The 13,566-nt window shown below is 46.2% G+C and carries 12 protein-coding genes and 3 tRNA genes; 1 reads left to right on the top strand and 14 read right to left on the bottom strand.

Features of this window, described 5'->3' with window-relative positions; translation table 11 throughout:
* The 14 genes from E5358_RS08105 to pheT all read right to left on the bottom strand — a co-directional run.
* Positions 1 to 350: transposase (locus tag E5358_RS08105; protein ID WP_135939724.1), on the bottom strand; the 350-nt coding region annotated here is incomplete at its 3' end.
* A 1,000-nt stretch (positions 351 to 1,350) separates the two neighbouring features.
* Positions 1,351 to 2,058, bottom strand: coding sequence for an SIMPL domain-containing protein (locus E5358_RS08100; protein WP_135939723.1), 708 nt, complete (start codon positions 2,056 to 2,058; stop codon positions 1,351 to 1,353).
* A gap of 185 nt (positions 2,059 to 2,243) precedes the next feature.
* Positions 2,244 to 2,630, bottom strand: coding sequence for a hypothetical protein (locus tag E5358_RS08095; RefSeq protein WP_135939722.1), 387 nt, complete (start codon positions 2,628 to 2,630; stop codon positions 2,244 to 2,246).
* Positions 2,594 to 2,989, bottom strand: coding sequence for a hypothetical protein (locus E5358_RS08090; RefSeq protein ID WP_135939721.1), 396 nt, complete (start codon positions 2,987 to 2,989; stop codon positions 2,594 to 2,596). Before E5358_RS08090 ends, E5358_RS08095 begins: the two co-directional genes overlap by 37 nt.
* 134 nt (positions 2,990 to 3,123) lie before the next feature.
* A tRNA-Arg gene (locus tag E5358_RS08085) sits at positions 3,124 to 3,197 on the bottom strand.
* Between the two features lie 31 nt (positions 3,198 to 3,228).
* Positions 3,229 to 3,302, bottom strand: a tRNA-Arg gene (locus E5358_RS08080).
* Between the two features lie 31 nt (positions 3,303 to 3,333).
* Positions 3,334 to 3,407: transfer RNA gene (locus E5358_RS08075), tRNA-Arg, on the bottom strand.
* A 205-nt stretch (positions 3,408 to 3,612) separates the two neighbouring features.
* Complete coding sequence (glgP, locus tag E5358_RS08070; RefSeq protein WP_135939720.1) at positions 3,613 to 6,174, bottom strand: alpha-glucan family phosphorylase; 2,562 nt, start codon at positions 6,172 to 6,174, stop codon at positions 3,613 to 3,615.
* Positions 6,175 to 6,191: 17 nt separating this feature from the next.
* Complete coding sequence (locus tag E5358_RS08065) at positions 6,192 to 7,844, bottom strand: glycogen/starch synthase (RefSeq protein WP_135939719.1); 1,653 nt, start codon at positions 7,842 to 7,844, stop codon at positions 6,192 to 6,194.
* A 236-nt stretch (positions 7,845 to 8,080) separates the two neighbouring features.
* Positions 8,081 to 8,905, bottom strand: coding sequence for an EFR1 family ferrodoxin (locus E5358_RS08060; protein WP_135939718.1), 825 nt, complete (start codon positions 8,903 to 8,905; stop codon positions 8,081 to 8,083).
* 21 nt (positions 8,906 to 8,926) lie between these two features.
* Positions 8,927 to 9,310 carry a hypothetical protein gene (locus E5358_RS08055; RefSeq protein WP_135939717.1) on the bottom strand — a complete coding sequence of 128 codons (384 nt, stop codon included), beginning with the start codon at positions 9,308 to 9,310 and terminating at the stop codon, positions 8,927 to 8,929.
* Between the two features lie 111 nt (positions 9,311 to 9,421).
* Positions 9,422 to 9,670 carry a TIGR03905 family TSCPD domain-containing protein gene (locus E5358_RS08050; protein ID WP_135939716.1) on the bottom strand — a complete coding sequence of 83 codons (249 nt, stop codon included), beginning with the start codon at positions 9,668 to 9,670 and terminating at the stop codon, positions 9,422 to 9,424.
* A gap of 174 nt (positions 9,671 to 9,844) precedes the next feature.
* Entirely contained in the window at positions 9,845 to 10,576 is a 732-nt protein-coding gene (locus E5358_RS08045; protein ID WP_135939715.1) for a YebC/PmpR family DNA-binding transcriptional regulator, read from the bottom strand.
* 51 nt (positions 10,577 to 10,627) lie between these two features.
* Positions 10,628 to 13,108 (bottom strand): phenylalanine--tRNA ligase subunit beta, encoded by a 2,481-nt coding sequence (pheT, locus tag E5358_RS08040; protein ID WP_135939714.1) that lies wholly within the window; start codon positions 13,106 to 13,108, stop codon positions 10,628 to 10,630.
* 186 nt (positions 13,109 to 13,294) lie between these two features.
* Here pheT and E5358_RS08035 point away from each other — a divergent pair, with 186 nt between their 5' ends.
* Positions 13,295 to 13,477, top strand: coding sequence for a hypothetical protein (locus E5358_RS08035; RefSeq protein ID WP_135939713.1), 183 nt, complete (start codon positions 13,295 to 13,297; stop codon positions 13,475 to 13,477).
* Positions 13,478 to 13,566: the final 89 nt, after the last annotated feature.

Raw genomic sequence — 13,566 nt, 5'->3', positions numbered from 1 at the left:
TTTTCGCCTCCCCTGTAAGCAGGAGTGTGGGAACCGTCAACATGTGACAGTGACAGATCCACCTTGTCCTTGTTCCCTTTGACCAATTCGGTGAAAGCGCGCTGCCAGTCACCGGCCTTGCACCATTTACGATAATGGTGGAAGACCGTGTTCCATGTCGGGCAATCGCCGCTGAAGAGATGCCCGACAGGGAGAAGACGCCATTGACAGCCTGTCTTCAGCTTGTACAATATTGCATTTATAATCTCTATAATGTTAAATTTTGATGTGAAACCTCGTTTTGCCACAGAAAGATATGGAAGAATTGATTTTTTTATCGTATCTTTGCAAAGTACAGCGTATTTTGACATTGGGATATATATTAAGGTTTGGTCACAATAATATAATAAACCTTTTGGAAAATACGCTGTATTTTTTGTATTTTAGCGAATAATTAACGAATATAAATTAGTTTGAACAAGTTCATTTATAGTTTGTTCGTTACCTGCACTAAAAACAAGAAAGGCGTAAGTCAGCTTCCTGCTTACACCTGAACGATTAGGTAACGCCAATCACCTTTGTAGAAGGTGAAGCGAGAGAATATACAACCTACGCCGTCTCGTATCTGGTTTTCATCAGATGTCGGAACGGTACTCCTTGCCTATAGCCCAAACAGAAACAGACAAAGTGCCATACTATCAGGTACAGCACTCGTCCTCCTCTTTCTTAGGAAAAGACAAGGAACTTTGGATTGCTTTATCCTCTACAATGTATTTTTGGCGTTTTTAATCGTTCGGATTCAGCAATTTGCCAATCTTGTAGCCGCCACGCTATCACATAGCATGGCAAAAACCAATGGCAAATTTACTAATAACCAATTTATTTGCCAACATTTCCGGAGAGTATTTCCCATTGAAGACAAGACATTTGGCTGTTTCTTGATTGAGAACAACTTTGCGCAATACGAAAAGACTATGTCATGATAGTAGCAATACGGGCAGACGCTATATGGCAGCGGACAAGCGATTCGCACAACGGCGTGACGGATTACTGTGCGCCATCGTTCCTGTTAAGCAGGCAATGCTTTGTATAACTTTTATTGATGTCGTCCGATAAAAAAACTATTGTATATTAGCGTAAATTCGTCGAACTCACGTTAATGTATAACTTTGTAACCACAATTGCACTTACCGGTTGACTGTTCATGCAATTATTTTTGCAACAGCAAAAGGTGACACCCCACAAAACAAAGTGTTACCCTTTGCATTGTAAAGTGCCACCTTTTACCATAGAAAGTGTTACCTTTTATCCCTCAAAAGATAACACTTTGTTTTTGCATTTATAATAGATTGATTTTTAGAAACATACAAGTCAATCTTCCAGTGTGTAGGTTACAGTTGTGACCACACGCACTTTCTTTATGTAAGGAGTGTTTTGGTCACGGTCCTCTATGGAGAACTGTCCCTGCCCTGCTGTATGGATTTTGCCTATTGAGCTGTTGCTGTTCTCCGCAAACTGCTCTGCCGTAAGGCGCGCATTCTTTATCGCTTCCTGCATCATCTTCGGCTTCATCTGCTGGAATGCCACATATTCATACTGCACTGTGTTCTGGTATCCGCCGTCAACGATTGCCACACCTTGCTTCAGGAGTTCGCCCTGACGTGCCATGATGCCACGCACAAGTTTCACATTGTTTGATGTCACAGTGATGACGGATGTGACATTGTAACGGTAGCCATTGGTGTTTGTACGGTACTGGTCGGCATTAAGGTCTATGACGACAGGAGCATTGACACTTATCTCGCTGTCCTTCACACCGTTTTGCTTCAGGAATGCCGTCACTTTGCTTGTCGTGGCATTGATACGGCTGTAGAGTTCCGGCAGGTCATTGCCCAACTCTTTTGTCGGGATAGGCCATGTCACCTTGTCCGCCGCCACCTCTTTCTCGGCAAGTCCCTTGACAGTAACCGTCCTGTCTTTCTCCGCATAATTGTCGATACCCGCCTTGATAGAAAGGCCTAACACGACTATACTCACTGCGAGTATTGCCGACCGGATGATTCCTTCATTCTTGCACATAATATTTTCTTTTTTGGTTAAGTGCGGTAAAGGTAGCATTATTTGCCGAAAGAAATACATCATCGCCTGATATTTTATTGTTTTTTCAGAAATCTGCCCATAATTTCACAACTATTCTACGGACAAATTTATCTCAACCACAGCACCGTAAAACGGTGTGTATGGTTTACCAGCATAAATAAATTTCACTCTTGCAGATTGGCAAAAGGACGTTGTCCGTTATGTTCACGCTTAAAGTCTTGAATCATTCGTGCTTCCACATCACGTGGCTCTTCATCATGCAATATTTTCCAGCAGACAACCAAGGAACGGGAGTCTGACAACTGCCAAATATATCGTCCACCTCTATGACCTACCGCTTTTCCTGCACCAAATCCAAAATATTGCTTCAAGCGCGATTTCAAAGTAGCTTTCCCTTCCTTCCCTCCTGTCTTTCCGATGTACATAACATGAGAGCCATCAACCCATTTTTCTTGTAGTTCTTCTACCGCAACATTCGGGTCTTGTTCCTTAAAGAAGCCTCCTGTCCCTACCTCTAAGAAGCCAGGAGACTCCGTAGTGGCTCTGAGCACAAGATATCTTCCTCATCGTCTATCTGCGTATCATAGATTTCGGAAGGAAAGGTTATTTCATCCTCCGGGTCTTCAAGATAGTCATCGAGATGTTCATTGAAAATGTCGGCTTCACTTGTACCGCCGGACAGTGCCTTATAGACTCTCTCCGAAGCCTCACGGTCATACTCCCTATTCTCCGGCGCAGGAAAGCTTTGGTGATACGGCATGGAGGTACGGGGAGCGGTATTTTTATCAAGGTTTCCTTCATGTGCTTTATGGTTCGTCACGTACAAGTAAACACAATAAAGCCCCAAAATGACACACAAAGCATACACAATTTTGTCTTCCGTTCCATTTTTCATTCCGTTGTCGCTCATAGTCTTATAGAATTAAAAATAATCAATGCCCCAAGGAACGGCATTATGCAAAACAAAAAGCCGGCGGCAGGAGATTTCAAAGGCATATATATAAAACAAAACAGGATAGACTTGAGTGTCTATCCTGTTCGTTGTGACTCCTGCAGGATTCAAACCTGCAACCTTCTGATCCGTAGTCAGATGCTCTATTCAGTTGAGCTAAGGAGCCATCATTCTGGCTTTGATTCCCTTTGCTTTTGTGACTCCTGCAGGATTCAAACCTGCAACCTTCTGATCCGTAGTCAGATGCTCTATTCAGTTGAGCTAAGGAGCCATCATTCTGGCTTTGATTCCCTTTGCTTTTGTGACTCCTGCAGGATTCAAACCTGCAACCTTCTGATCCGTAGTCAGATGCTCTATTCAGTTGAGCTAAGGAGCCATAACCAAGCATTGTTTCTCAAATGCGGATGCAAAGGTACTGACTTTTTCTGAATCTCGCAAATATTAATGGAAAAATTCTGATTTCCCCTGCGAATAGTTTGATTTACATCAAAACAAATGTAACAAAAATATCCCCGCCGGCATAGTAATTACCGACGGGGATATTTGAGGTTTATCAGACTGGAATCTGTATCAGCATTGATTTATCCAATCCACTTGATGTATGCGAAATCGCAACGGTGTGGGAGGAGGTCGTTCTTAGGATACATACGAACGGCTGTCTTGTAAGCACCTGCCTGTGACGGTGTGTAGTGAGCCTCGAATGTGTAGAGGTTGCCTTCCACCTTTGTCACCTCAAATGGAACGATGCGCTTGATTTCACGGTCAGTATCCGCCATATCATTCTTCAGGATTACAAGCTCCACTCCTACTGCATTGTTGAGTCCCTGCTCGTCAATGACAAACTTGATGTTCATTTCCTTGCCTGTCGCAACACCCTCTGTGAGGTTTGACTCATTGGAAACAACATAGATGCTGTCCCAACGCTGTGCCACTGTCTCCTTCCATGATGCGAGTTCCTTGGCAACCTTGTTGTCGTCCTTTGCAAGTTCTGCGAAACGCTGTGCCTGCTTTGTGTAGAAGCGGTCATAGTAGTCGTCAAGCTGACGCTTCATTGTGTAGTGAGGAGCGATTGTAGCTATAGAGTTCTTGACAACCTGCATCCAGCCTGCAGAGATGCCCTTCTCGTCCTTGTTGTAGTAGAGAGGCACAATCTCGTTCTCAAGCATATTGTAGATTGTTGCAGCGTCAAGCTGATCCTGGTAGCCCTGGTTCTGGTATGTACGCTTCTCAGGAAGAGCCCATCCTGCACCCTCGCGGTAGCCTTCCACCCACCATCCGTCAAGGACAGAGAGGTTGACAACACCGTTCATCTCAGCCTTCTCGCCGGAAGTTCCGGAAGCCTCGAGAGGACGTGTAGGAGTGTTCATCCAGATGTCGCATCCTGAAACAAGGCGGCGTGCGAGCTGCTGGTCGTAGTCCTCAAGGAAGATAATCTTGCCGAGGAACTCAGGACGCTGTGAAATCTCGTAGATGCGCTTGATGAGTCCCTGACCGCCACCGTCAGCAGGGTGAGCCTTTCCTGCGAAGAGGAATGTCACAGGGTGCTCCGGATTGTTGACAATCTTAGAGAGACGCTCAAGGTCAGTGAACAGGAGGTGAGCACGCTTGTATGTTGCGAAGCGGCGGCAGAAGCCGATTGTCAGTCCGTTAGGGTTGATCTTGTTGAGGAGTGAGACAACGCGTGCTGGGTCGCCCTGGTTGCGGAGCCATACGTCCTTGAACTTAATCTTGATGTAGTCAGCGAGCTTGTTCTTCAGCTCCATGCGTGTTGCCCAGAGTTCCTCGTCAGGACAGTTGTAGATGCCGTGCCAGATAGACTCGTTGGACTGGTCATTGAGGTGGTTCTTGTCGAAGTACTTGGCGTAAATCTTGCGCATCTCTGTCGCACACCATGTAGGGAAGTGAACGCCGTTGGTCACGTAGCCGATATGGTTCTCCTCAGGCCAGTAGCCTGCCCATGTAGGAGCGAACATCTTCTGTGACACCCATCCGTGGAGCTTTGACACACCGTTTGATTCCTGGCAAGTGTTGAGTGCGAATGTTGACATAGAGAACTTCTCATTATGGTCATCAGGGTTTGTGCGTCCCATACCGATGAACTCATCCCAAGAGATGCCGAGCTGCTGTGGATAGCCGCTCATGTATTTGCCGAAGAGGTCTTTGTCAAAATAGTCGTGACCTGCAGGCACCGGAGTGTGGCATGTATAGAGACCTGAAGCGCGTACAAGCTCTATTGCCTGATTGAATGTGAGTCCCTCGTGGATATAGTCGATAAGGCGCTGGAGATTGCAGAGTGCAGCGTGTCCCTCGTTGCAGTGGTAGATGTCCTTCTTTATGCCGAGCTTCTTCAGTGTCAGCATACCACCGATACCGAGGAGAATCTCCTGCTTCAGACGGTTCTCCCAGTCGCCACCATAGAGTGCGTGAGTGATTGGGCGGTCGAACTCGGAGTTCATCTCGTTGTCAGTATCAAGGAGATACAGTTTCACACGTCCAACGTTTGCTGTCCATACGGAAGCGTGAACCATATAGTTGGTGTAAGGAACGTCAACAACGAGAGGCTCACCTGTGGCAGGGTCGAGAGTGCGCACTACAGGGAGAGAGTTGAAGTTCTGTGCGTCGTAGTTTGCAATCTGGTCACCCTCCATAGAGATTGACTGCTTGAAATAGCCGTAACGATAAAGGAAGCCCACAGCACACATGTCAACGTTAGAGTCGGAAGCCTCCTTGACATAGTCGCCGGCAAGCATACCGAGACCACCGGAATAAATCTTAAGTACCTGTGAGATACCATACTCCATGCAGAAGTAAGCAACAGAAGGACGGCTCTTGTCAACAGGCTGCGCCATGTACTCCTTGAAGAGCTTGTCAACGTTCTTCACCTTCTTCATGATTTCCTTATCCTTGGCACACTCTTCCTTGCGCTCATAAGGGAGTTTCTCAAGGAGAGCCACAGGGTTCTCGCCTACCTTTTCAAAAAGGTCGCGGTCAAGTGAACGCCACAGGTCACGTGCCTCATAGTTCCATGACCACCAGAGATTGTGTGCAATCTCGTCAAGACACTCTAACTCCTGAGGAAGGGTTGACTTGATAGCCAGTTCCTTCCAAACCGGAGCATTTACGTAATTTGCTTTGATTTTCATTGTTTGGTGTATTTGTTTTATCTTTTGTTAGCTTTGGTTAATGCAATGTCATACGCTTTGCGATAGTATCCAATGAATTCATTCCAAAGAGCCTTCTTGGAGAGTTTGTCGGCATTTGCCCTGGCTTTCTTCACCTGAGCTTCGGACATCTTGGAGAATTTCACGATAGTATCCTTTATAACGTCAACAACTTCCGAATAGTTGTAGTCTGTACGGTGGATGGTCTTCACACCGTCTTCTATCTCCGAATAAGCTCCCTTTATTGTGTTTGCCCATACTCCGAAACCGGCAAGGTCTGTGGTTATGCACGGTACCTTGAATGCCACGGACTCCAATGGAGTGTATCCCCAAGGCTCATAGTAAGAAGGATAGACGGACAAATCCTTGCCGATGATTACATCATAATAAGGTGTATTGATGATACCGTCATCACCATTAAGATAACAAGGAATGAAAATAACGACAACCTTGTCCTCCTTACGGTTCCACATATTAAGATATTTCATCATGTCAATGACATTGTCATGGGACATGTCATTAAGCCAGTGGGTTACCATTGGGAATTCCAGCGGAGTGTCAAAGGTCTTGCCTGACAAGTAACGCTCTTTCAAGTCCTCACGCGGACTGCCGACCCATGCCGGAACCTCGATGAGTGCTATCACCTGCTTCTCCAGTCTGTCGTCACGCAACAGACGGTTCATGGCTTCCGTGAAGACATCGATGCCCTTGTTGCGGAACTCATATCGTCCACTTGTACCTACAATCAGGGTATCATCGCCGAACTCACGTCCTACAAGACAGTTTGCAAGGCGGAGAATCTTCTTTCTTGCTTCCTTGCGCTTCTTGGTGAATGTTGCCCCTTTCGGCACAAAGTCATTCTCAAAGCCATTTGGGAGCACAACATCGACAGGCTTCCCTATGAGTTCATGGCATTCCGTGGCAGTGATGTCGGACACTGTCGTGAAAGCATCGGCATTGAATGCCGTCTGCTTCTCAATGGAATGCTTTGACTGAATGTTAAGTTCCTCCGCCATCTGGTCACCGTTATAGCACCAGAGATAGTCATAAAGAGGTTTGTTGTTGCCTGCTATGGAACGACCGATTGATGTCGCATGTGTCGTCCATATTGTGCCTACCTTCGGAAGTTTGTCCTTAACATACAGCATACCGAGACCCGTCATCCATTCATTGGCATGATAGATGACTTTCTGAGGTGCCAGATTAAGGTAATAATACAGATTTTCAACTACAAGACCTGCTGCATACGAAAACATAGAGGCTTCATCATAATCACCATAAGCATGGAGAGAATCCACCTGATATTTTTCCCAAAGGCTTGTATATATTTCATTCTTCTTGTCGAAATACGGTTTAAAATCAACAAGAACAGCTATAGGTTTTCCCGGAATATCCCATCGTCCCACCTTGACTTTCAGCCCTTCAGCATTAGCTTTCTTCTCCCAATTCTCAAGGAGTGAACTGTCCGGTCTGAAATATGGCGACTGCTTTTCTCCCCAGCAGTCAGGCCCTATAAATATAAGACGGTCACGGATAATGTCAGTTAGTGTCTTTGCTCGTGTGGAGAGTACAGTATAAATACCTCCTACCTTATTGCAAACTTCCCAGCTTGACTCAAATATATAATCCGGAAACAACATTTTCTTTTCCATTATTCTGATCTGAACTTGTATTCTCTACTAATATTTTTCAATGCAAAGATAATAAAAAAATCCTTAAATCCAAACATGTCCATGTTGTTTTTGGATAATTCTTTCAGTATTGCAAGCGAAAATTGACATACATCTATATGAGAATAAAGTTTGACAACAGTTTTGCCATGCTCCACACATGAGTTTGCAAAAAGAACAGCACAGCACCATTGACAAAAATCATAAACGCATGGCTATCAATGTTTTCCCTCTCTTCTTTTGTTATGGTCAAAATAATATTGCCCTTTGCTCTTTGTGAATTTCCAGAAAGAGATTGCCTTCTCTGGACAATAGTGGTAGCATGCCATGCACGTCATGCATTTCCCTGTATGAAGCCATTCCGGTCTGCCGTCAGTCATCGCCATGTTGCCCACCGGACAATGATTCCGGCATTTTCCGCAACCGATACATTTTCCGGCATTGACCTTGAAGCGTTTGTCGGTAATGAGGAACCTGTAGAAGAACTTGCCAAGCACACGGCTGTAGAAACGTGGCAATGCTCCTCTATGCAAAGGCATTCGGACAGAACGGTTCTCGGCTATGATGTCTGCGAACTCAAGCACCTTGCTGCGTGCATTCATCTTCTTTTCCGCCTCACGGATGTCTGTATCGACATCCATGAACGGCAAACCGACATAAGACTCCGGCATGATGATTGAGCAGCATGACCTCACTTTCAATCCTTTGACTTCAAGGGCAGCCTCCAACTGCTCACCATACTCCCCACAGCTGTCCCCACAGGTGATGAGGAAATAGCAATATGGGGAAAGCGTTCCCTTATGCAAACTATCTTCGTCAGCATGCGTGACGAAACTCATTTTATCAATGAAATCACGCACCAATGGCTGAAGACGCCAGCCATGGACAGGCAGACAAAAGCCTATCCTTTCTCCGGCACGGATACGATAAGTGCAGTCACCATTAACGGCATCGGGAATCGAGACGACCTTATCATTGGTCATCTGCGCCAGCAAATCTGCCGCCCAACGTGTATTTCCTGTGCAAGATAGTGTGAATATCATCTGTGTATAATGATTGTTGTATTATTCAGAACAGGAATTATAATCTTTCTGTGTGAATGTGACATGCAGAAGCATAGTGCCCGGAGTCTTTTGCGAACGACAGACATATTCAAAAGAGAATCCAGCGTCCTTATATGCCTGCATACCAGCATTTGAGCGCACCATTTGCAACATGCTTTCCACAATCTCATCATTATGCCCGGCAAGCATCTCTTTATCATCAAGTTTGTCAGTGAATGTCATGTACGTGGAATATGTCTTTGTCGCACTATGGTAGACAATGCTGTCCGTGATTACATCATTCTGAGGAGGCGTCGGGCAATATTTCAATGTGTATTCCCTCGCCTCTCGCTCTGCGCGTTCCTCTATGCTCTCTTGACATGATGAAAGAAAGGCGCACGCCATTATAACAGCAAAACATGGTATCCTCATATTCCAAACAGAACAATAAATGTACAAAGGTTTCATCCGCAACAGCCGGGAATCCGGACGATACAGCATCACCTTATTATAATATTACAGCATTTGCTTCAGTGCCTGTGCAAACTGGTTAGGGCAGCTTGTCGTCTTCATTCCGCAAGTGATGCCTTCAAGTCGCTTGATGACATCTTCAGCCTTCATGCCACGGACAAGTGAAGCGATTCCCTTCGTATTGCCATTGCATCCGCCTGCAAACTCAACATCCTCCACTACCCCGTCATCAGTGAGAGTGACATTTATAAACTTAGCACAGGTTCCTTGTGTCTGAAATGATAATGTTTTCATATTCTTCTTTATATGCTTGCTTTTCTTGTGGCATGTCAGGAAACTCACATCACCACACTGCATTTTCCTACAAAGTCCTGACGTTTGCATAAGTGTTTCATGCAAACGCCAAGACCTGCGGTGGAATTATGTAATCCAAACAACGTGGAGCAATGATGCTCCATTCGTCATTTCCTACTTCATATTTGTGTACACAGTCTGAACATCGTCAAACTCCTCGAGTCGCTCAACCATCTTCTCGATAACCTCGCGCTGCTCGTCAGTGACTTCCTTAAGGTCGTTAGGAATATAAGTGAACTCGCCACCTACTCCCTCAAAGCCCTTGTCCTCAAGGAACTTCTGAATCATGGCATAAGACTTAGGGTCACCATAGATAGTGATTGTGTCCTCGTTGGTATCCTCATTGAACTCCTCGTCAAACTCGTCATCGACATTGAAGTCAATCAGTTCGAGGATAAGCTCGTCCATGTCAAGACCTTCAGGCTTCTTGAATGTGAACACACACTTGTGGTCGAACAGGAAGCTGAGTGAGCCTGTTGTGCCAAGGTTGCCTGAGAACTTGTTGAAGATAGAGCGCACATCAGCCACGGTACGTGTGGTGTTGTCGGTCAGTGTGTCAACAAACACAGCGATTCCGTGAGGACCGTATCCCTCGTATGTCACCTCCTTGTAGTCAGACTGGTCCTTACCCATAGCGTTCTTGATGGCGCGCTCGATATTGTCCTTCGGCATGTTCTCACGCTTGCAGACAGCTATGATGGAACGGAGTGTTGGGTTTGTCTCCGGCTCCGGACCGCCTGCCTTCACTGCGATTGCAATCTGTTTGCCCAGACGTGTGAAAGTCTTTGCCATGTGGCCCCAACGCTTCATCTTGGCGGCCTTGCGATATTCAAATGCTCTTCCCATTGTATTTTATGTTTTTATGTTTGTTTCTTTTATAATTGCCGAACACGGTTTTTATCTCAGTTCCGCATCAAGCTGCTTCTTCAGGTTAGTGATGAGCTTGTTCATGATTGCATCGATAGCCTTATCATTGAGTGTCTTCTCCGCATCCTGAAGGATAAAATTGACAGCATAGGACTTCTTTCCTTCCGGCAGTTTGTCACCCTCATAAACGTCAAAGAGCTCGACAGACTTAAGCAGCTTCTTCTCTGTGTTACGTGCTATGCTCACAATCTGCGCAAACTCGATATTGGAATCGATGAGAAGTGAGAGGTCGCGGCTTACAGCAGGGAACTTTGAGATTTCCTGGTAATGCACGGAATGCTTCTTGACAGCCTTGCAAAGCTGAGTCCAGTTTATCTGGGCGAAATAAACCTCATTCTGTATCTCGAACTTCTTCTGTATCTTCTTGCTCACGATACCCATCTCGCAGAGCACCTTTCCACCACGTGTCATGACTTTCAGAGCAGCAGAGAAAAGGTCGGAATTGGAGCGTTCGATGACTGTCATCTGAGGAGTGAGTCCCACACGCGCAAAGATGTTGTCGACGGTTGCACGGAGATGATAGAACGACATCTTCTCGTCCTTATGCGCCCAAGAGCCTTCTATGCTCTTGCCCGTCATCCACAGACCGAGGTAGTTCTCCTCCTTATAGGCTCTCATAGGATTCTCGTCATCCTGCTTCTCCTTGGAATACTCGTAGAGGTTTCCTACTTCGAAGAAACGGAGGTTAGGATATTTGCGGTTGGCATTGCGCACAATGGCTTCAAGACCTCCGAAAAGTAGTGTGCCACGCATGACATTAAGGTCGGAGGACAACGGATTCATGATGTTCACAAGTGACTCTGCAGGCACACTTTCAAGACCGTCATAGTACGCGCTCTTTGTCAGTGAGCTGCAGAGAATCTCACGGAATCCCGCACCCACGAGCTGCTCTGCCACAAGATTCTGCATCTTCAGCTTCTTGTCCTCCTCACCCTTGATGACAAGCGAGGACTTCAACTGTGTAGGAATCTCCACATTATTATATCCGTATATGCGCAGGATGTCCTCGACAACATCGCAAGGACGCCGGACATCGACACGGTAAGCAGGCACGGAAAGTTCCAAACCTTCGGCTGTCTCCTCGTCGATTGTCATTTCAAGTGATGTCACAATAGACTTGATAGTGTCGTTGCCTATCTTCTTGCCGATAAGGTTATCGACATAATCGTATTTCAATGACACCTTTGCCGGTGCGATAGGATTAGGGTATTCGTCACAGATTTCCATTGAAACCTTACCGCCGGCAAGCTCTTGGCAAAGGATTGCAGCCTGCTTCAGAGCGTAGATAGTTCCCTCCGGGTCTATACCGCGCTCGAAACGGAACGACGCATCTGTGGAAAGACCGTGACGGCGTGCCGACTTGCGAATCCATGTCGGGTGGAAATAGGCCGACTCTATGACAACATTCTTTGTCGTCTCGTAAGTTCCGGAGCCTTTGCCTCCGAACACTCCGGCAATGCACATCGGCTCTTCCTCATTGCAGATGGCGAGGTCATGCTCACCGAGAGTGTGCTCCTCACCGTCAAGAGTGATGAACTTTTTGCCTTCGTTGTTGTCCTTGACAATGATATGGTTGCCTGTCACCATGTCGGCGTCAAAGCAGTGGAGCGGCTGTCCATAGGCCATCATCACATAGTTTGTGATGTCCACAATGTTGTTTATCGGACGCAGACCGATGATTGAGAGCTTGTTCTTCAGCCATTCCGGAGACTCCTTCACCTCACATCCTGTGAGTGAGACGCACGCATAACGGCGGCAAGCCTCTGTGTTTTCTATCGTGACCTTTACAGGCAGGTTCTCATTGTCCACCTTGAAAGCGTCGCATGAAGGACGGTGGAGGGTGGACGGCTTACCATTGTTCACAAGCCATGCGTTAAGGTCGCGGGCAACACCGTAATGAGAGAGTGCATCGGCACGGTTGGCAGTGATGTCCACCTCTATGAGCCAGTCGCTCTCAAGGTTATAGTACTCCGCAGCAGGCATACCGACAGTGGTGTCCCCAGGCAGTACAATGATGCCGTCGTGGTTTGTTCCCACACCGATTTCGTCCTCGGCACATATCATGCCGTTAGACTCCACACCGCGCAATTTTGACTTCTTGATGACAAACTCTTTATCGCCGTCATAAAGCACACAGCCCAAATCAGCGACAATAACCTTCTGACCGGCAGCGACATTAGGCGCACCGCAGACAATCTGCTGTGCCACTGGATTTCCCTCAGCATCCTTCTTGCCGAGGTCAACGGTGGTAACATGGAGATGGTCGGAGTTAGGATGTTCCTCACAAGTGAGGACCTCGCCGACATAAAGTCCTTTCAATCCACCCTTGACACTCTGAACTTCCTCAAGGGCACCAACCTCAAGACCAATGGATGTAAGGGCAGCGCAGACTTCCTCAGCAGTGAGGTCGAAGTCCACATACTCCTTAAGCCATTTATAAGAAATATTCATATTTTCAGAAACGTTTTTGAAATTTTGTCTGCAAAATTACTATTTTTTCATGAGAAAAACAAATAATTTCACACATCTGTTTTCCATTCCGATTATTTTTCTTATTTTTGCAAAAGAATGCGCAGCATCATCCTCCGATGGATTCTCGCGCAAAACCGAAAGCCATCCAACCCAAAACAACTCAAAATGAACGCAAAGCGCATACTTTCCCTTATTCTCGAAGCAGTCATGTGCTGCATAATCTTCCTTGTGGTTGAGTTCTTGTTCGAGGGCAGCATCGACATTCAGGAGACACTAATACAAGCGATATTGGTATTGTTCCTGATGAAACTCTTCAAATTGCTGGAGGACTATTACATGAAATACTGACTCCGCGCGTGCTTACTGCATAGCGGATTTGCACCACGCGCCGGCAAGTTGCCGGGAAACAATTATTAATCGTTTTATCATGATGCACC

The sequence above is a fragment of the Palleniella muris genome (assembly GCF_004792655.1).
Lineage (GTDB): Bacteria > Bacteroidota > Bacteroidia > Bacteroidales > Bacteroidaceae > Prevotella > Prevotella muris_A.
The sequence above is the reverse complement of the archived record's forward strand: the minus strand, read 5'-3'. Positions and strand labels throughout refer to the sequence as shown.

Coding starts and splice junctions, on each gene's coding strand:
- E5358_RS08065 (WP_135939719.1), bottom strand. CDS start 7,844: ATGGAAAAGAAAATGTTGTTTCCGGATTATATATTTGAGTCAAGCTGG.
- pheT (WP_135939714.1), bottom strand. CDS start 13,108: ATGAATATTTCTTATAAATGGCTTAAGGAGTATGTGGACTTCGACCTC.
- E5358_RS08060 (WP_135939718.1), bottom strand. CDS start 8,905: ATGATATTCACACTATCTTGCACAGGAAATACACGTTGGGCGGCAGAT.
- E5358_RS08035 (WP_135939713.1), top strand. CDS start 13,295: ATGAACGCAAAGCGCATACTTTCCCTTATTCTCGAAGCAGTCATGTGC.
- E5358_RS08050 (WP_135939716.1), bottom strand. CDS start 9,670: ATGAAAACATTATCATTTCAGACACAAGGAACCTGTGCTAAGTTTATA.
- E5358_RS08090 (WP_135939721.1), bottom strand. CDS start 2,989: ATGAGCGACAACGGAATGAAAAATGGAACGGAAGACAAAATTGTGTAT.
- E5358_RS08100 (WP_135939723.1), bottom strand. CDS start 2,058: ATGTGCAAGAATGAAGGAATCATCCGGTCGGCAATACTCGCAGTGAGT.
- E5358_RS08055 (WP_135939717.1), bottom strand. CDS start 9,310: ATGGCGTGCGCCTTTCTTTCATCATGTCAAGAGAGCATAGAGGAACGC.
- E5358_RS08045 (WP_135939715.1), bottom strand. CDS start 10,576: ATGGGAAGAGCATTTGAATATCGCAAGGCCGCCAAGATGAAGCGTTGG.
- glgP (WP_135939720.1), bottom strand. CDS start 6,174: ATGAAAATCAAAGCAAATTACGTAAATGCTCCGGTTTGGAAGGAACTG.